The following is an 18,335-nucleotide window of genomic DNA, read 5'->3' as shown; positions in this document are numbered from 1 at the left end:
TTTGCATCACCTCAGATCACCCAAGTGGTCGATTTCATCATTTGTCAGCCCCGCCTCATTTTCATTCAATAAGCGCATAAACAATCACACACAACAGATGTCGAGGCGCAGTATGAGTTCAGAGGTATGGGTCATCGCTACCTTGCTAAGTAGCATCGTTCTTATCGTGGTCACCATAGTGAAGGGCAAGATCCACCCCTTTCTTGCCCTGCTGCTGGCCAGCTTCTATGTGGGCACCCTGATGGGGATGGAGCCCCTCAAGATAGTCAGCGCCATGGAAGAGGGCATTGGCGGCACGCTCGGCTTTCTCGCCGCCGTCATCGGCCTTGGCACCATACTCGGCAAGATGATGGAGGTGTCGGGCGCGGCGGAGCGCATCGGCCTCGCCCTGCAGAGATGCCGCTGGCTTTCGCCGGATGTCATCATGGTACTGGTGGGTCTGGTGTGCGGCATCACCCTGTTTGTCGAAGTCGGGGTAGTGCTGCTGATCCCGCTCGCCTTCTCCATCGCCCGCAAGACCAGAACCTCGCTGCTGACCCTGGCCATTCCGCTCTGCACCGCCCTGATGGCCGTGCACTGCATAGTGCCGCCGCACCCGGCAGCCCTCTACGTCACCAATCAGCTGGGGGCTGACGTCGGCTCCGTCATCGTCTATGGCCTCGCGGTCGGGCTGTTTGCCTCGCTGGTGGGCGGCCCGCTGTTCCTCAAACTGCTGGGCAACCGGCTCCCGTTCAAGGTGGTACCCGATGCCTTTGCCGACATCAGGGCCAGCGATGAAGCAACGCTCCCGACTTTGGGCGCCTCGCTCTTTACCGTGCTGCTGCCCATCCTGCTGATGCTGGCCAAGACGGTCGCCGAGCTCAATATGGAGCACGCCAGCCACCTCTACACCGTGCTGGAGTTTATCGGCAACCCCATCACCGCCATGTTTATCGCAGCCTTCACCGCCTACTACTTGCTGGGGATCCGCCAGCAGATGAAGATGGAAGGGCTGCTCAACAAGACCGAGGAGTGCTTCTCCTCCATCGCCAATATCCTGCTCATCATCGGGGCGGGTGGCGCCTTCAACGGCGTGCTCAAAACCAGCGGGCTGGGCGACTCTCTGGCCACTATCCTCTCACAGTTGGATATGCACCCGATTCTGCTCGCCTGGCTGGTGGCTATCGTGCTGCACGCCGCCGTGGGCTCCGCCACCGTCGCCATGATGGGCGCCACCGCCATCGTCTCCCCCATCATGGTGCACTACCCAGATATCAGCCCGGAGATCATGACCCTGGCCATCGGCTCCGGCGCCATTGGCTGCACCATGGTGACCGACTCCCTGTTCTGGCTGGTCAAGCAGTATTGCGGCGCCACCCTGAACGAAACGCTCAAGTACTACACCACCGCCACCTTGGTCGCCTCCCTGATGGCGCTGGCCGGTACTTTCCTGCTCTCCTATATCGTGTAACAAGACCGAGAACACTATGAAAAACATCGACGTCCAACAGCTCACAGCGCAATTTCCACTAGTGCAATCCCTGATCGCGCTTGAGCCAGTCACCTGGTTCAACCCCAACACCACCACTCTGGCTGCCGGTCTGCCCTATGTGGGGCTCGATAACAACAATGTGGCGGACGCTTCCGCTCGGCTGGCCCGCTTCGCCCCCTACATGTGCGAAGCCTTCCCCGAGACCCGCGCCAGCAAAGGTATTCTGGAGTCCGAGATCGCCGCTATTCCGGCGATGCAGGCTACGCTCAACCAGCGTTATGGCGTTGAAGTCACCGGCAGGCTGCTGCTGAAAAAAGATAGCCACCTGCCCATCTCCGGCTCCATCAAGGCGCGAGGCGGTATCTACGAGGTGTTGACTCACGCCGAACAGTTGGCGATCAAGGCTGGTCTGCTGCGGGAAGAGGATGACTATCGCAAACTGTTCAGCGACGAGTTTCGCCAGTTCTTCAGCCAGTACAGCATCGCAGTGGGCTCCACCGGCAACCTTGGCATGTCCATCGGCATCATGAGCGCCAAGCTCGGCTTTACCGTCACCGTCCACATGTCAGCCGATGCGCGGGAGTGGAAGAAGCGCAAGCTGCGTGAACACGGCGTCATCGTGGTCGAATATGCCGAAGATTACGGGGTGGCGGTGGAACAGGGGCGCAAAGAGGCCGAGCGGGATCCCAACTGCTTCTTTATCGACGACGAGAACTCCCGCACCTTGTTCCTCGGCTACTCGGTGGCGGGCGAGCGGGTGAAAAAGCAGTTCGACCAGATGGGTATCAAGGTGGATGCCGACCACCCGCTGTTTGTCTACCTGCCCTGCGGCGTGGGTGGCGGCCCGGGCGGCGTTGCCTTTGGTCTCAAACTGGCGTTTGGAGACAACGTCCACTGCTTCTTCGCCGAGCCCACTCACTCCCCCTGCATGTTGCTGGGGGTCCACACCGGATTGCACGATGCCATTGCGGTGCAGGATCTGGGCATCGACAACCTCACCGCAGCCGACGGCCTCGCGGTAGGTCGCGCCTCCGGCTTCGTCGGCCGCGCCATGGAGCGGCTGCTGGCGGGTTTCTACACCCTGAGCGATCAGGAGATGTATGACCTGCTGGGACTGCTGGCGCGCGATGAGCAGATAACACTCGAGCCCTCCGCTCTGGCAGGTATGGTCGGCCCGTGGCGGGTGGCTGCCAATCCCGAGTGGCTCACCGGGCGCGGTTTCGATGCCGCAACCATGACGCAGGCCACCCATCTGGTATGGGCCACCGGCGGTGGCATGGTGCCCGCCGAGGAGATGGCAAAGTACCTAGCCAGCGCCAAGATCTAGGCTGTTTTGCCACATTTATCTGCAAATAAACCCGCCATCACGGCGGGTTTTCTGTTTTGGGAACAAGGGGATGGGGCAGTTATGTCGCAATCCATGGCGACAATTTCCCCAAGTTGGTCAGTTTGTGCTAAAATGGCGCTCATTTTTTGACATCTCGCGTCACGTTCGCCGCCAGATTGCCCATCTGGCTCTCTGCTCGGGTCGTGGCTTTGCACCATCATGCCTGATGATGTTCCCCCCAGGATGAGCCGACAGGCTCCCGTCAAGGTGGGCACCCTCAAGGGCACATGAGATAAGGAGATCGGGTAATGAAACAATATCAAAGCTGGCTGGGAGATTATCTGATGAGTCGACGTGACGGAGATCACGCGATGGCTTCGGAACTTGCCAACACCATCTGCGCCTTCTGGAAGGCCCAGGGTGATGAAGCAGAAACCAGCAAATGGCAGCAACGCTATCAGCAACACGTAGAGCAGGCGCAATAAGCCCCTGCACTCTTTCGCGATAAAAAAACCGGCGCACATGGCGCCGGTTTTGCGTTTCTGGCAAGCAGCAGATTACATCTGGTCGATCATGTCCTGAGCAAACTGGGAGCAGGAGCGCAGGGTGGCCCCTTCCATCAGACGCTCGAAGTCATAGGTGACGGTCTTGTTGCGGATCGCCGCTTCCATCCCCTTGATGATGAGATCGGCCGCTTCGACCCAACCCATGTGGCGCAGCATCATCTCGGCGGAGAGGATCAGGGAGCCCGGATTGACCTTGTCCTGACCGGCATACTTAGGTGCAGTACCGTGGGTCGCCTCGAACAGGGCCACGCCATCACCGATGTTGGCCCCCGGCGCGATACCGATACCGCCTACCTGCGCGGCCAGCGCGTCGGAGATGTAGTCGCCGTTGAGGTTCATACAGGCGATGACGTCATACTCGGCCGGACGCAGCAGGATCTGCTGCAAGAAGGCATCGGCGATGACATCCTTGATGACGATGGTCTTGCCGGTTTTCGGGTTCTTGAAAGAGCACCAGGGGCCGCCGTCAATCAGTTGGGCACCGTACTCGTTCTGAGCCAGAGCATAGCCCCAATCCTTGAAGGCACCTTCGGTGAACTTCATGATGTTGCCCTTGTGCACCAGAGTCACTGAATCGCGATCGTTGTCGATGGCATACTCGATGGCGGCACGCACCAGACGCTCGGTACCGGCTTTGGACATGGGCTTGATGCCGATCCCGCAGGACTCGGGGAAGCGAATTTTCTTCACGCCCATCTCGTTTTGCAGGAAGGCGATCACCTTGTTTGCTTCGGCGCTGTCGGCCTTCCACTCGATACCGGCGTAGATGTCTTCGGCGTTCTCGCGGAAGATCACCATGTCGGTCAGATCAGGACGTTTCACCGGGCTCGGGGTGCCCTCGTAGTAACGGACCGGACGCAGGCAGATGTAGAGATCCAGCTCCTGACGCAGGGCTACGTTGAGAGAGCGAATACCGCCACCGACCGGAGTAGTCAGCGGGCCCTTGATGGCCACGCAATATTCACGAATGAAATCCAGGGTTTCGGCCGGCAGCCAGGCACCTTCGCCATAGACATGAGTCGATTTCTCGCCGGTATAGATCTCCATCCAGGCGATCTTGCGCTCGCCCTTGTAGGCTTTCTCGACCGCAGCATTCACCACATTCAACATGGCCGGGGTTACGTCAACACCGATGCCATCCCCTTCAATAAACGGAATGATCGGATGGTTGGGAACCTGCAGCTTGCCGTTGGCATCGACTGTGATTTTCTGACCCTGGGTCGGGATTACTACTTTGCTTTCCATCGGCATCTCCTAACTTCCGTTTGTTATCAACTTGTTTGTTGCGCGCGGCCATCTTAGCCCATTCATTTTCATAATAAAACGACAAGAAAGCATGTCAGACCAAAGAGGTAGCCACTCGCCAGTACGCCGTCACCACGCCTCTCCGACCTCGCCCAGTTATCCCTCCAGCTCGCTGGCCACCGCCTGCGGCTGACTCAGGGAGCGGTACTGGGAAGGGGTCAACCCGGTCTTCTGTTTGAACACCCGGCAGAAGTAGTTCACGTCACTGTAACCGCAGCGACTGGCCACCTCTTCAAGACGAAAGCGGTACTTTTTCAGCATGAATTTGGCCCGATCGATCCGCACCCAGCTGATGTAATCGGCAAGGCGCATATGACCCTGCTCGCGGAACAGGTGGGAGAGATGGCTGGCTGAAACGTTGAAGCGGTGGGCAATGGAGTCACGGGTGATGGGACGGTGAAAGTTCTCCTGGATATAGATGCAGATCCCGTGAAAGAGCTCTGCCCCCCGTGGCCGATCCGTGGCGGACTCCAGCAACAGCTGACGGGCACTCGCCAGCAGGGCCTGCAGCAGGTGATCATCGGTGGGGGAGCGACCAGGATCCTCGGTCAGTACGTTCAGCGCCGCCAAAATGTGTTCGATCACATGGCCCGCCCGCGCCATGATGCTGTGCTTTTGCACATCGAAAAAGTCCGGATCTTCACGGCGCTTGCTCACCAGACTGAACCCCAGCTGGCGTTTGCCAAACAGCAGGCTCAGCACCGAGCAGTCGGTGGTCCAGAGCGGCTTGTTCCAGCCGTTGGGAGGGATATAGAGCGCCTGCCCCGGCAATACACTGATCTCTCTGACCCCCTCCTCCCTATCCCAGATCTGGTTGAGATACTCGCCGCTAAAGACCAGCTCGAGGCGGGGAAAGTTGACCTGATAGCTGAAACTGGGTGGCACCCCCTGTTCACTGGCAAACCAGATTTGGTCAAATGGAACCTGTTCGCTCAGGGCTCCGTCGAGCAGTTGGCTGAAGATGAGAGACATGGTGATCCTGATCAAGAGAGAGGCAAGCGGTTGCGGCGCGCATGACCGCCCATGTTATAGTCCGGTCCACAGCAGTAATGCCACCCTTTTCTGCACCCGATTTTCTTCAAACTAGACGAGGCGTCCCTTATGAGCAGTAGCGATCTGCCCTCCTTTCTGTTGATGCAAAACCCGATTCAAGGCTATGACTGGGGCAGTCATGACTCCCTCACCACCCTGTTTGGCATTCCCAACCCGCAAGGCAAACCCCAGGCCGAGCTCTGGATGGGGGCTCACCCCAACGGCTGCTCCGAGGTGACGCTGGCGGGCAGTGTGCAAAAGCTCTCTTCGGTGATCGACAGGGCTCCGGCCGCCGCGCTGGGTGAGGCCACCTTCGCCCGTTTTGGCTGCCTGCCGTTCCTGTTCAAGGTGTTGTGTGCCGAGAAGGCTCTCTCCATTCAGGTGCACCCGAGCAAGGCTCAGGCCGAAGCGGGCTTTGCCAAAGAGGAGGCCGCAGGCATCGATATCAAGGCGAGCAATCGCAACTACAAGGATCCAAACCACAAACCGGAGCTGGTCTTTGCCCTCACCCCCTATCAGGCGATGAACGGCTTTCGCGCCATCCCCGCCATTCTGGCACTGTTCGAGCGGGTCAATCTGGCGGCCATCGCCGATCTGACCGCAGCCCTTGCCGCCAGCCAGAACGAAGCGGGCCTGCAGCACTTCTTCCACCAGTTGCTGGTACTGGAAGGGGCGCGCAAGGAAGAGGCGCTTGCAGGGCTGCTGACCTATGCCGCCGCCCATCAGGATGAGGAGACGTTTGCCCTCATCACCAGTCTGGCGGCCCAGTACCCGGGAGATGTGGGCCTCTTCTCGCCGCTGCTGTTGAACGTGGTGACGCTTGAGCCAGGTCAGGCGATGTTCCTCGATGCCTGTACCCCGCACGCCTATGTGCGCGGCACGGGTCTCGAGATCATGGCCAACTCGGACAACGTGCTGCGCGCCGGCCTCACCCCCAAATACATCGATGTGGCAGAACTGCTGGACTGCACCCGCTGCCTGGCCAAGCCGGATGACCAGATCCTGCTTGCTCCCCATGTTGAAGGATCGGTGCAGCACTTCGAGGTACCGGTACCTGACTTCACCTTCAGCGTCTACCCGGCTGGCGAGCATCAGCTCACCACTGCCAGCGCCGAGATCCTGTTTGCCATCGATGACACAGTGACCCTCAAGCAGGGCGAACAGTCACTGCGTCTGGAAAAGGGGCAATCAGCTTTTATTCCTGCAGCGACTGGCAGTTATCAACTGCTGGCCGAAGGGCGGGTCGCCCGCGCCGGCAACCGCTGCTAATCAGCATAAGAGCCGACTCTCGTTGGAGGGGGAATATGCCTCCCCCTCCCAACAGAGCAATATGGCCTACCAGTCAAGTCCGTCTGTATCTCTACTGCTCTCTTATGCCTACCTTCCTTCAGGCATATCACTCTGAAGCCCATCCCTGACTGCATCCTGCCTACAACCAGCTCCACAGGTTTGTCGCCTGAGCTTGGCGCTCCCCTGATGCAGATGACTTGGTTTGCTGAAACGAAGAAAATTCCAGCCTGCACAAGCAACGGCAACACTCTGAGTATCCGGCTAAAATGGAGGCAATAAAAATAACAACTCTACCCTCTACTATTTTCACCCCCTGATGAAAACTAAAACAGCGCATAGATGCATAATAATTAAACCTTTCCCCAGCCATCATCATTCGGTCTGTAAACATTTGGCACACGTAGTCATACAGAACCATTGGTAATGAAAACGAAAGGAATCTCTTTTGAACTTTCGAGATGCGGCCCTATTTTTTAGTCGTTCTATAATTTAATTTCAAGCAGACCATTCGATCTTTGCTGAGAATAACAGCATAAGAAATCAACATTAAAACACTGATATATAAACAGATTTATTTTTAACTCTACTTTAAATTGACGTAATCCGTAAAAAAGCCAGGCCGCATTAACTGACAATCCAATCAATTTAAAGGCAGGATAATGAGAGATTTGATATTTATTTTTTGATATGCCAGCCAAACATCATTGCAGTAAAGAAATAGACCTTAAATACCCTCTGTGATTAAGATCTCTTTTATTTGATTTATTTTTAAGGTATCACATCTATTCGCCGCTATAAATTTCACACAAAGATCCCCTGACAAAAATAGATAAAAGAGGATATATGCTGACAAAAATGACAATTGGGCAAAAGCTGACCATGGCGTTTACCACTCTCGCTTTGTTGATGCTGGGTTTTGCCTGGTTTGCCACTTTACAACTCTCCAATATTTACCGTGACGCCAGTGAGGTCAGCGACAATATCGTTCCCTCCATCCGGGCATCCAGCCAGATGCATGTGTCCTTGCTGGACGCGCGCCGTGCCGAACTGAATATGGTGATAGATGCACTGGGCAAGGATCTCGACTCCCTCAACAGCAGCACACAGTCTTTCGAAGCGGCAAAGAGTCAGTACATGGCCGCCGAGCAACGGTATGGATCGATGCCTTTTGTGTCGGAGCGAGATCGCAACATGTTTGCAGAGCTGAAAACTGCAGCAGCCAAATATTTTTCAGCCCATGGTGACTTGGAAACAGCCATACGGCAGGGAGATATTGCCAAGATGCAGTCGCTGATCAAAAACGAATCCCGCGCTGCCCTCGAGCAGGCAGGACAGGATGGTCTGGAGCTTCGCAAGGAGAACGATCGGGTCGCCAACCTGCTGACCAAGCAGAGTGAGGCTTCCTATGAACGGGCCAAACTGCTGAGCACTACAGTCGGCGCGCTAACCTTGCTGTTCGTCGTTATTGTGGCCTGGCTGCTGATCCGGCAGATCCGCAATCCTGTGATGACCCTGCTGGAGCAGACCCGCCAGGTAGCGGCAGGCAACCTCACCAGCCAACTCGACATGAAGCAATTCTCCCATGACGAGCTGGGTAAGCTGGCTCAGGGGTTCAACGAGATGCAATCCAATCTGCGCATGCTGGTCAACGAGGTCTCCAGCTCGGTAGTGCAGCTGGGCGCGGCCGCCGAAGAGATCAGCGCGGTGGCACAGCAATCGGCCAACAACATGGGCGCCCAGCAGCATGAGCTCAATCAGCTGGCCACAGCCATGAACGAGATGCAAGCCACGGTACAGGAGGTGGCCCGCAACACCAACGACGCCGCCAGCGCAGCGACGTCGGCCAGCGACACAGCCGCACAAGGCAGTGAAACCGTCAATGACTCAATCGGCAGGATTGAAAAGGTGGCTACCGCCATCGAAGAGACTGCTCTGGTGATCCGCCAGCTAGGTGATGACAGCCGAAATATCGGCATGGTGCTTGAAGTCATTCAGGGGATTGCCGAGCAAACCAACCTGCTGGCACTGAATGCGGCAATCGAGGCAGCCCGAGCCGGTGAACAAGGTCGTGGTTTCGCCGTGGTAGCAGATGAAGTCCGCACTCTGGCCAAACGAACCCAAGACTCCACTTCCCAGATCAACCACATCATCTCCGAACTGCAGCAGCGTGCTAACGAAGCGGGCGTCACTATGCAACAGAGTCAGGATATGATGTCCGAGACGGTCCACACAGCTCGCGAAGCGGGAGCCTCTATAGCCGAAATAAGCAGCTCGGTTAACAGTATCTCCCACATGAATATTCAGATTGCCACCGCAACCGAAGAGCAAGGCGCGGTAAGCGAGGAGCTCAATCGTAATGTAGTCAACATCAGCAATGCCTCGGAAGAAGTGGCGACCGGCGCCAAACAAATGGCTCAGGCTTGCAACGACCTCAACCTGTTGGCAACACAACTGCAGGAGGTTGTACGCAAGTTTCGGACATAGCGCCCGATTCTCCTCCCCTCATTAATCAGCTCAATAAGGCTGAAGCACTAAACAGCCCGCCATCCATAAAAGTGGCGGGCTTTGTCAAATAAGAAACCATACAAAACCCGAAGACACCAATGCTGCACATAACAAGTGATCAGTAGATGGATTGACTCACATCAAGAGCTGCTCTCCCTCTTTCTGATTGTTCTCTCAACGCGTTTTGCCAGCACCTTCACATTTTCCGCCCTCAAAGTAGCACACAAATCTCCATACCTCCGAAGGCGAAACCTTTTCGTCGCACTCATGCAAGTAGCAAAACCAATTAACAATTCATTGTTTTTATTTAAAAAAATAAAAGCATCGGTATGAATTGGCTTTCATGATGATATGCGAGCTGGGTCACATGGCGACTTGCACAGCACAAAAATCCAGTAAACGGCACATTTGTCCGATTTCGGCACCGCGCCAACGGGAGAACAATATCCAGGTCAATTGTTCCCCCCATCATGCGGCTCGGCAACGGAGCCAGGAGTGTAATATGTTACCCACCATGACCAACGGCAGACTCATCTGCCTGGAGTTGAAGGCCACCAGCAAGGAGGCCCTGTTCGACGAGATGGCACAGATGCTGGCTCGCGATGGCGCAGTGTCTGATCAACAGCAATTCGTCAAGGATATCTGGGCCCGCGAGCAGCTGGACTGCACCGGCTTCGAGCAGGGTGTCGCCCTGCCCCACGCCAAGAGCAAGGCGGTCAGTCGTCCGGCCATTGCCATCGGTGTCAGCCGTCAGGGTATCGAGTACGGTGCCGAAGATGGCAAACCGACCCAGCTGATCTTCATGATCGCCTCCCCGGATGGTGGTGCCAACCACCACATCGAGGTGCTGGCGGAGCTCTCTACCCGTCTGCTGGAGCCGGGTTTTATCGAGCAGATGAAGGCGGCCACCACTGTCGAGCAAGCCCTGACCCTGCTCAAGCAAGGCCCGAAAGCGGAAAAACCGGCGCCAGCCGCCAAACCGGCAGCCACTGCCCCGGCGGCCCCCGAAGAGCGCACCTTCAAGGATCGCCTCAACACCATGAAGCAGCACCTGCTGTTTGGTACTTCCCACATGATCCCCTTCATCGTGGCAGGCGGTGTGCTGCTGTCACTGTCGGTGATGATGAGCGGCAAGGGCGCCGTGCCGGAAGCGGGCTTCCTCAAAGACATGGCCACCATGGGTATCGCCGGTCTGACCCTGTTTACCGCCGTACTGGGTGGCTACATCGCCTACTCGCTGGCTGACAAGCCGGGCCTGGCCCCGGGCATGATCGGCTCCTGGATTGCCGTACAGCACTATCAAACCGGTTTCCTCGGCGCCATTCTGGTGGGCTTTATCGCAGGTTTCGTGGTCAATCAGCTCAAACGGATCAAGCTGCCTGACTCCATGACCTCCCTCGGCTCCATCTTCATCTATCCGTTGATCGGTACCTTCTTGGTGTGTGGCATCGTGATGTGGGGGATCGGTGCCCCGATCGCCGCCATGATGGAAGGGATGAACCACTGGCTCTCCAGCATGGCGGGCTCAGGTAAAGTGATGCTGGGTGCCATTCTCGGTGGTATGACCGCCTTCGATATGGGCGGCCCGGTCAACAAGGTTGCTACCCTGTTTGCCCAGACTCAGGTCAACACCCAGCCCTGGCTGATGGGTGGTGTCGGTATCGCCATCTGTGTACCGCCACTGGGTATGGCACTGGCGACCTTCATGTCTCCGAAGCGTTACAAGAAAGAGGAGCGTGAATCCGGTAAAGCGGCCGCCATCATGGGCATGATCGGTATCAGTGAAGGTGCTATCCCGTTCGCCGCTGCTGACCCCATGCGTGTTATCCCAGCCATCGTCGCAGGCGGCATCGTCGGCAACATCACCGGCTTCATGATGCACAGTATCAACCACGCCCCCTGGGGTGGCTGGATTGTCCTGCCGGTTGTTGAAGGCAAGATGGGCTACATCCTGGGTACCATCCTCGGCGCCCTGACCACTGCCATCATCGTCAACCTGCTGAAGAAGCCGGTGAGCGAAGAAGATGATGTAACCACCACCCAAACCAGCTTCGAAGTCATTGAAGCGGAAGGGGAAGCAGACGTACTGGCCATCACTGCCTGCCCGTCTGGCGTAGCCCACACCTTCCTGGCCGCCAAGAGCCTGCAGAAGGCCGCTGCCCAGCAGGGGATCAAGATCAAGGTCGAGACCCAGGGCGCCAACGGCATCATCAACCGCATCACCGCCAAGGATGTCGCCAACGCCCACTGCGTCATCTTCGCCCACGATGTGGCGATCAAGAACCGCGAGCGCTTCACCAATATCGAGGTCATCGATGTGAAAACCAAAGAGGCGATTCACAATCCGGAAGCACTGTTGGCCCGCACTCTAGGCAACAAGGCAAACGCCGCCTGATAGCAGTCAGACCAACCAGCACAAGGGGCCCATCGCGGGCTCCTTTTCGTTGCCTGCCGAGCAACCGCATATCATCCCACCGACCAAGCCACTGATTTAAAACATATTAACCAGTCACATCACGGATCTTGGCGAGCCGTCACAGAACGGTGACGTGTAAAAAAACAGCAATTGAAGCGCTGGTCAGATCTCATGTCAAATGGCTCCGCCTACTAAACTGGAGCATCACAAAAATGATAAAAATCAATAAATTGGTTCTGGCTGTTACCCTCACCCTCACTGCTACCCCCTTGCTGGCGGCCCACTGGGCGTGCGGCGAGCACGTGCGCTTTGGTCTGCCCTCCGAATCGGATCAGAAGCTCTGCCGTGAAGGGTATGCGGTCGGCTACAACTACGACTACAAGGTGGCGGACTGGGTCTCCTACCGGATGACAGCCCAGAGCGCACAGGGCACAGTGCCCCGCAAGGATGCCTTCGCCGAGGACAGGGAGATCCCGGTTGCCTACCGCGCCACCCTCTCCGACTACAAGGGCTCGGGCTACGACCGTGGTCATCAGGCCCCGGCGGGGGACATGAAATCGAACAAGAACACCATGAAAGAGAGCTTCCTACTGAGCAACATGACACCGCAGATCGGGGTGCTCAACCAGAAGGCGTGGCGCGTGCTGGAGGACAAGGTGAACAAGTGGGCGGTCTCCCGCAAGGATGTGCAGGTGATCACCGGCCCCATCTTTACCGGCTCTGAAGAGTCCATCGGTCAGGGTGTGGCGATCCCGAGCGCCTACTACAAGATCGTGATGGACCCGGCCAAATTGCAGGCCATCGCCTTTATCATGCCGCAGGAAGAAGTGCCCATCAGCCAGATCGCCGACTACCGGGTCTCGGTGCGCGAGGTGGAGGAGCAGACCCAGCTCAACTTCTTCAGCGATATGCCCGAAGAGCAGCAAGAGACGCTGGAAGCCCGCATCTCCCCGATGTGGAACTGACTGCGAACACTCGCCAACAGATGGATTGACTCCCCATCTCTCTTGAATCGCGATAGAGGGAGGGGCCAACGCCCCTCCCAGCAGGGGGAGTCACGCTCCCCCTGCCCTTTTCAGATGGCAGCTGATCCGTTGCGGCCACTTTTGCGGCCACAGGTGTGGCATCACCCGACGACTCGCCCCGACTCACAGTTTGCCGCACCGTTAACTGGTATATTGCCCCCTCTTTGGCACTAACAGACTGAATTGACGCACATTTGCCTCGTCGCATCGGCCCGCAAACCGCTGCGCCACGGCGCGATTCAGCCCGACAGAGGACCTTTTGATGAAACAGACCCTTCTTGCCCTCACCCTCGGCGGCCTGCTCGCGCTCTCGCCCCTCACCCTGCAAGCGGCCGAGAGTTCGATGCAGATGGAGCACGACCTCAATACCCTGATCAGCAAACGCCAGGCGGTGGACATGCTGCTCGGCGAAGCGCTGCAGATCTACAAGTCGCCAGCCAAGATCTCCCACGCCGGTTTTACCGCCAAGATGCCGAGCAATATGGAGCTGGTGACCGAGCGGCTGCTGGCCGCCTACCAGCTGGAACCCTACCGCACCGACCTGCTCATCTCGGCGGCCAACGCCCAGATCTACAACGGCAACCTGAGCCGCGCCATCACCTTGCTGGAGCAGGCGCAGGCCGTCGCCCCCGATGATCTAGACATCAACAGCTATCTCGCCATCTGGCAGCTGGTGAAGGGCAACAAGGATGCCTCCCGCAGCTATCTGGCGAAAGTGGCGGATCGCAACAGTGGCCGCGCCGCCGATCTGGAGGAGATCATCGCCCGGGTGCAGCGGATCACCGCCGCCCCGCTGCAGACCGGACTGACCGAGGATCAGGTCAAGGCCAGCAGGGAGGGCAAACGCGCCATCGTCACCCTGGGCTACGCCCTCAATCCCGACGGCAGCATGGACAAGATCCTGCTGGGCCGCCTGCAAACCACCCTTGAGCTGGCCAAGGCCGACCCGGAAGCGCTGATCATCCTGACCGGCGGCGTGCCCCAGAACCGCCAGACCGAGGGCAAGCTGATGGCTGACTGGCTGGCCAACCACGGCATCGACCGCAGCCGCCTGATTGAAGAGAACTACGCCACCAGCACGGTGGACAACGCCCTCTACAGCGCCTATGCCCTCGCCCGCCACCAGATTGACTATGCGGTGCTGGTAAGCTCAGCCAGCCATGTGCGCCGCGGCCAGACGGTGCTGGAAATCGCCTGCGACCAGATTGGCCCGGCCAACATCAAGGTGGCGAGCGTCAGCTACCCCGACAAGCACCTCGAAGAGCTGGCCACCCCGAGCGAGAGCGAGCTGCTCGGCATCTACCGCGACGCCCTGCGCACCTACGGCATGTGGAGCTACCGCTCCGCCCCGCTGATTGAGCGTTGATCGGCCATCAACACGAAAATGAGAGGGAGGCGTGATGCCTCCCTCTCTTTTATTGACCGATGATTGGCCAAGCCGCGCCCGTTAGCTGACGATAAAGCCCTGCGAGGGGGCCGCTTTGGGATCGTCACCGAAGCGGTTTGGCCCCTGCTGACCGTTGCAAACCATAAAGTAGATAAGCACCAGGGTGCCGATAATGGGGATGAGCCCGAGCAGCAGCCACCAAGCGCTGCGGTCGGTGTCGTGCAGACGACGGGCCGCCACCGCCAGCGATGGCAGCAGCACCGCCAGCGAATAGATGGAGCTGATCAGCTCCTTGTCGCCGCCGATCAGCTTGTCCACCATGCCCAGCAGCAGCATAACGATGACGTTGCACAGCACGAACATCCAGTATTCGGTGCGACGGGCCCGCCCGCTGAATACCGCATATTGCTTGAGGACCGAGATATACCAGTTCATTGCGCCTCCTGAGTGGCCTTTATGCCTATGAATAAAAAAAGAGAGTCGATAAAACAAGTAGTTAAGAGCTTAGCGCGATCATCCCCCCGAGTCGACAATGATGCCCGAACGCCTCCCAAACTAATCAGCTGCGGCAATCATTGACCGACCGAGCCGGAAGATAATTTGCCCTGTAACAGGGAAAATCACCCCCATCAGCGCATCACTCTCGTCACAAGCAGGAAAATGGTGCTTAATAATCCATTAGCAATCGTATGGACTCAGCGTGAGGATAGCGGTAGATTCGGCGCCCAATCCTGAACAGGATCTGTGTCTCCCTCCCATAATGAATCCACTTATTCATTACTTCTCCTAACACAGGGATAGCCATGAGTATTACACGCAGAGATTTTCTCAACGGCGTTGCCATCACCATTGCGGCAGGCGTCGCCCCCATCAATCTGCTCAAGGCTGCCGAAGGCGGCAGCACGCTGGCGGATAAAACCCTGGCCTACCCGCCCGCCCTCACCGGCCTGCGCGGTAACCACCCGGGCTCCTTCGAACCGGCCCACAGCATCGCCCGTGACGGCAAGCAGTATGATTTTGCCAATATTCCCCTTGAGGGGGAGTACGATCTGGTGATCGTCGGCGCCGGGATCAGCGGTCTGGCCGCCGCCTGCTTCTATCAGCAACTGCTCGGCGCGGATAAAAAGATCCTGCTGCTCGACAACCATGACGACTTTGGCGGCCACGCCAAGCGCAACGAGTTCACCACCCCCGATGGCCTGCGTCTGGGTTATGGCGGCAGTGAATCCCTGCAATCACCGCGTTCGGTTTACAGCCCAGTGGCGCTCGGTCTGCTCAAGGCGCTGGAGGTCAATATCGACGAGCTGGCCGCCGGTTTCCAGCAGACCTTCTATCCGGATCTGGGGCTGAGCCGCGGCGTCTATTTCGACGAGAAACATTTTGGCGTCAACAAGATAGTGAACGGGGATCCGGGCCACAACGTGGCGGACGACATCCCCCGCGATCGCCTGAATGGCCGTCCGCTGGCAGAGTTTATCGGTGACTTCCCCCTCGATGATGCCGACAAGGCCGCCCTGTTGGCCCTGCACGAATCGAAGATCGACTACCTGAGCGGCATGACCCGCGAGCAGCAGGACGAGTGGGTGACCCGCAACAGCTACACCACCTTCCTGCGCGATAAAGTGGGCCTTAGCGAGCGGGCGATCACTTACTTCCAGCAGCGCACCAACGACTTCCAGGCGGTCGGCATCGACGCCACCGCCTGCGCCGATGCGCGTCTGTGCGCCTTGCCGGGTTTCGACGGCCTCAATCTGACGCCGCTGGATGCCGAGGAGCAGGCGGAGCTGGACGACCCCTACATCTTCCACTTCCCCGATGGCAACGCCGGTCTCACCCGCCTGATGGTACGCAAGCTCATTCCGCAGGTGGCGCCGGGTCACACCATGCAGGATGTGGTGCTGGCCAAATTTGACTACAGCAAACTCGACATGCCTGAGCACAAGGTGCAACTGCGCCTTGGCAGCACGGCGTTGCAGGCCAAAAACGTGCGCCTCGCCGACGGTAAGCTGGCGGTGGATGTCACCTACATCAAGGAGGGGAAACTGCACCGGGTGCGGGCCAAGCAGTCGATCATGGCGGGCTATAACATGATGATCCCCTACATGGTGCCCGAGATGCCGGAGCCCCAGAAGGAGGCGCTGCGCCAGAATGCCAAGGCGCCGCTGGTCTACACCAAGGTGGTGATCAAGAACTGGCAAGCCTTCGTCAAGCTGGGGGTACACGAGGTCTACTCCCCCGCCGCACCCTACAGCCGGGTCAAGCTCGACTATCCGGTCAGCATGGGTGGCTACGAGCATCCCAAGAGCCCGGATCAGCCGATGTGCCTGCACATGGTCTATGTGCCGACCCTGCCGGGCAGCGGCCTCTCGGCACGCGAGCAGTCCCGCAAGGGGCGCGCCATGATCCTCGGCATGCCGTTCGAGCAGCATGAACAGATGATCCGCGAACAGTTGCAGGGGATGCTCGGCAGCGCCGGTTTCAACCATGAGCAGGACATCCTCGCCATCACGGTCAACCGCTGGTCTCACGGTTACTCCTATGTCACCAACACCCTGTTTGATGACGAAGCGCAGTGCGAAAAATGGATTGAACTGGGTCGCCAGCCGATCGGCAACATCACCATCGCCAACTCGGATGCAGGCTGGAGCCCCTACGCCCACGCCGCCATCGACGAAGCGTGGCGCGCCGTCAACGAGCTGGTTGCCATGAGCAAGGGAGGTGCCCAATGAGCTGCGCCCTGTCACTGACCGCCAGCGCCTTGCTGCTGGCCCTGCCCGCCCTTGCCGCCAACGCAGCCCCCGCCATGTCGGCGGGGGAATACGTGGCCAAGCTGGGCGATTGCGCCGCCTGTCACACCAGCGAAACCAGCCAGCCGCTGGCGGGCGGCAAAGGGTTCCCGACCCCCATCGGCACCGTATTTGCCACCAACATCACCCCCGACAAGACCCACGGTATCGGCAACTACAGCCTGCCGGAGTTCATCAAGGTGATGCGTGAAGGGGTGGCCCGCGATGGTCATCGCCTCTATCCGGCCATGCCCTACACCGCCTACGCCAAGATGAGCGATAAGGATCTCGAAGATCTCTATCACTACCTGATGAAGGAGGTACAGCCGCTGGCCATCGCCAACAAGGAGAGTGACATCCCCTGGCCCCTCAACATGCGCTGGCCGCTGATGGGCTGGAACTGGGTCTACCACGATGACAGCCGCTTCACCCCGGTGGCGGGCAAGAGCGAAGAGTGGAACCGCGGCGCCTATCTGGTGCAGGGTGCCGGCCACTGCGGCAGCTGCCACACCCCGCGCGGGCTTGGCATGCAGGAGAAAGCGCTGACCGAGGCGGATCCCGTCTACCTGAGCGGTGCTGCGCTGGATGGCTGGTATGCCCCCGATATTCGCGGCAGCCGTTACAGCAAGCAGGCGCTGATCGACCTGCTGAAAACCGGCCGCAGCCAGCATGAAGCGGTCGCGGGCCCCATGGGGGAAGTGATCACTCACAGCAGCCAGTATTTCAGCGACGCCGATCTGGCCAGCATCGCCACCTATCTCACCGATCTGAAAGATGAACCGGTGGCGGAGAAAGGGGCCCGCGCCTACGCCAGTGCCAGCGGCAAGGCGGACTACGCCATGTACTGCTCCACCTGTCACGGGGTCAACGGCCAGGGCAATGACCACGTCATCCCCTCGCTGGTCAACAACCGCACCGTGCTGGCGAGCGATCCGTCGAGCCTGATCAATGTGCTGCTGCACGGCGCCGAAACACCGGTCACCCACGGCCATCTGGGTTACCACATGCCGGGCTATGGCTGGACCATGGATGATGAGCGGCTCGCCGAGCTGGTCAACACCCTGCGCGCCTCCTGGGGCAATGAAGGCACTGCCGTCAAGGCGGCGGCGGTCAAGGCCCAGCGCGAGCTGCACGGCAAGGAGTAAGGGCTGTCAGCTCTCTCTTGGCCAAGTGCCATAAAAAACGGGCCTCCATTGGAGGCCCGTTTGCTATTGATGAACCACGT

13 protein-coding genes are annotated in these 18,335 nt (G+C 58.4%); 10 read left to right on the top strand and 3 right to left on the bottom strand.

What is annotated here, in order from left to right; genetic code table 11:
* Positions 1-112 precede the first annotated feature (112 nt).
* The 3 genes from dsdX (at position 113) to NOM06_RS10540 (ending at position 3,283) form a co-directional block, all read left to right on the top strand.
* Positions 113-1,450, top strand: a complete 1,338-nt coding sequence (gene dsdX, locus NOM06_RS10550) for a D-serine transporter DsdX (protein ID WP_255911549.1) — start codon at positions 113-115, stop codon at positions 1,448-1,450.
* 16 nt (positions 1,451-1,466) lie between these two features.
* Positions 1,467-2,798 carry a D-serine ammonia-lyase gene (locus tag NOM06_RS10545; RefSeq protein WP_255911547.1) on the top strand — a complete coding sequence of 444 codons (1,332 nt, stop codon included), beginning with the start codon at positions 1,467-1,469 and terminating at the stop codon, positions 2,796-2,798.
* A gap of 308 nt (positions 2,799-3,106) precedes the next feature.
* A complete protein-coding gene (locus tag NOM06_RS10540) occupies positions 3,107-3,283 on the top strand; it encodes a hypothetical protein (protein ID WP_005337712.1) in 177 nt (58 codons plus the stop codon).
* Between the two features lie 72 nt (positions 3,284-3,355).
* Here the strand turns inward: NOM06_RS10540 and icd are convergent, their stop codons facing one another.
* Both icd and NOM06_RS10530 read right to left on the bottom strand, forming a co-directional pair.
* Positions 3,356-4,609 (bottom strand): NADP-dependent isocitrate dehydrogenase, encoded by a 1,254-nt coding sequence (icd, locus tag NOM06_RS10535; RefSeq protein ID WP_043821327.1) that lies wholly within the window; start codon positions 4,607-4,609, stop codon positions 3,356-3,358.
* Between the two features lie 156 nt (positions 4,610-4,765).
* A complete protein-coding gene (locus NOM06_RS10530; protein WP_164979925.1) occupies positions 4,766-5,641 on the bottom strand; it encodes an AraC family transcriptional regulator in 876 nt (291 codons plus the stop codon).
* A 129-nt stretch (positions 5,642-5,770) separates the two neighbouring features.
* Here NOM06_RS10530 and manA point away from each other — a divergent pair, with 129 nt between their 5' ends.
* The 5 genes from manA to NOM06_RS10505 all read left to right on the top strand — a co-directional run bounded on the left by manA (position 5,771) and on the right by NOM06_RS10505 (position 14,303).
* Entirely contained in the window at positions 5,771-6,970 is a 1,200-nt protein-coding gene (manA, locus tag NOM06_RS10525; protein WP_255911545.1) for a mannose-6-phosphate isomerase, class I, read from the top strand.
* A gap of 864 nt (positions 6,971-7,834) precedes the next feature.
* On the top strand, positions 7,835-9,475 hold the full coding sequence (locus NOM06_RS10520) for a methyl-accepting chemotaxis protein (RefSeq protein ID WP_255911543.1): 1,641 nt from the start codon (positions 7,835-7,837) through the stop codon (positions 9,473-9,475).
* Positions 9,476-9,998: 523 nt separating this feature from the next.
* Positions 9,999-11,891 (top strand): PTS fructose transporter subunit EIIC, encoded by a 1,893-nt coding sequence (locus NOM06_RS10515; protein ID WP_255911541.1) that lies wholly within the window; start codon positions 9,999-10,001, stop codon positions 11,889-11,891.
* 233 nt (positions 11,892-12,124) lie between these two features.
* Entirely contained in the window at positions 12,125-12,877 is a 753-nt protein-coding gene (locus NOM06_RS10510) for a DNA/RNA non-specific endonuclease (protein WP_255911539.1), read from the top strand.
* A gap of 322 nt (positions 12,878-13,199) precedes the next feature.
* On the top strand, positions 13,200-14,303 hold the full coding sequence (locus NOM06_RS10505) for an ElyC/SanA/YdcF family protein (protein ID WP_255911537.1): 1,104 nt from the start codon (positions 13,200-13,202) through the stop codon (positions 14,301-14,303).
* An 81-nt stretch (positions 14,304-14,384) separates the two neighbouring features.
* On the opposite strand, the gene NOM06_RS10500 is transcribed toward NOM06_RS10505, so the two are convergent.
* On the bottom strand, positions 14,385-14,759 hold the full coding sequence (locus NOM06_RS10500) for a DUF805 domain-containing protein (protein WP_019446635.1): 375 nt from the start codon (positions 14,757-14,759) through the stop codon (positions 14,385-14,387).
* Positions 14,760-15,127: 368 nt separating this feature from the next.
* Here NOM06_RS10500 and NOM06_RS10495 point away from each other — a divergent pair, with 368 nt between their 5' ends.
* On the top strand, positions 15,128-17,053 hold the full coding sequence (locus tag NOM06_RS10495; RefSeq protein ID WP_255911535.1) for an FAD/NAD(P)-binding protein: 1,926 nt from the start codon (positions 15,128-15,130) through the stop codon (positions 17,051-17,053).
* Entirely contained in the window at positions 17,050-18,255 is a 1,206-nt protein-coding gene (locus NOM06_RS10490) for a cytochrome c (protein WP_255911533.1), read from the top strand. Before NOM06_RS10495 ends, NOM06_RS10490 begins: the two co-directional genes overlap by 4 nt.
* The last annotated feature ends 80 nt before the right edge of the window (positions 18,256-18,335 follow it).

It is taken from the genome of Aeromonas sp. JL9 (assembly GCF_024436075.1).
In the GTDB taxonomy this organism is placed as follows: domain Bacteria; phylum Pseudomonadota; class Gammaproteobacteria; order Enterobacterales; family Aeromonadaceae; genus Aeromonas; species Aeromonas veronii.
The sequence above is the reverse complement of the archived record's forward strand: the minus strand, read 5'-3'. Positions and strand labels throughout refer to the sequence as shown.

Excerpts from the sequence above, each read along its gene's own strand:
- dsdX (WP_255911549.1), top strand. The coding sequence starts at position 113 with ATGAGTTCAGAGGTATGGGTCATCGCTACCTTGCTAAGTAGCATCGTT.
- NOM06_RS10545 (WP_255911547.1), top strand. The coding sequence starts at position 1,467 with ATGAAAAACATCGACGTCCAACAGCTCACAGCGCAATTTCCACTAGTG.
- NOM06_RS10540 (WP_005337712.1), top strand. The coding sequence starts at position 3,107 with ATGAAACAATATCAAAGCTGGCTGGGAGATTATCTGATGAGTCGACGT.
- icd (WP_043821327.1), bottom strand. The coding sequence starts at position 4,609 with ATGGAAAGCAAAGTAGTAATCCCGACCCAGGGTCAGAAAATCACAGTC.
- NOM06_RS10530 (WP_164979925.1), bottom strand. The coding sequence starts at position 5,641 with ATGTCTCTCATCTTCAGCCAACTGCTCGACGGAGCCCTGAGCGAACAG.
- manA (WP_255911545.1), top strand. The coding sequence starts at position 5,771 with ATGAGCAGTAGCGATCTGCCCTCCTTTCTGTTGATGCAAAACCCGATT.
- NOM06_RS10520 (WP_255911543.1), top strand. The coding sequence starts at position 7,835 with ATGCTGACAAAAATGACAATTGGGCAAAAGCTGACCATGGCGTTTACC.
- NOM06_RS10515 (WP_255911541.1), top strand. The coding sequence starts at position 9,999 with ATGTTACCCACCATGACCAACGGCAGACTCATCTGCCTGGAGTTGAAG.
- NOM06_RS10510 (WP_255911539.1), top strand. The coding sequence starts at position 12,125 with ATGATAAAAATCAATAAATTGGTTCTGGCTGTTACCCTCACCCTCACT.
- NOM06_RS10505 (WP_255911537.1), top strand. The coding sequence starts at position 13,200 with ATGAAACAGACCCTTCTTGCCCTCACCCTCGGCGGCCTGCTCGCGCTC.
- NOM06_RS10500 (WP_019446635.1), bottom strand. The coding sequence starts at position 14,759 with ATGAACTGGTATATCTCGGTCCTCAAGCAATATGCGGTATTCAGCGGG.
- NOM06_RS10495 (WP_255911535.1), top strand. The coding sequence starts at position 15,128 with ATGAGTATTACACGCAGAGATTTTCTCAACGGCGTTGCCATCACCATT.
- NOM06_RS10490 (WP_255911533.1), top strand. The coding sequence starts at position 17,050 with ATGAGCTGCGCCCTGTCACTGACCGCCAGCGCCTTGCTGCTGGCCCTG.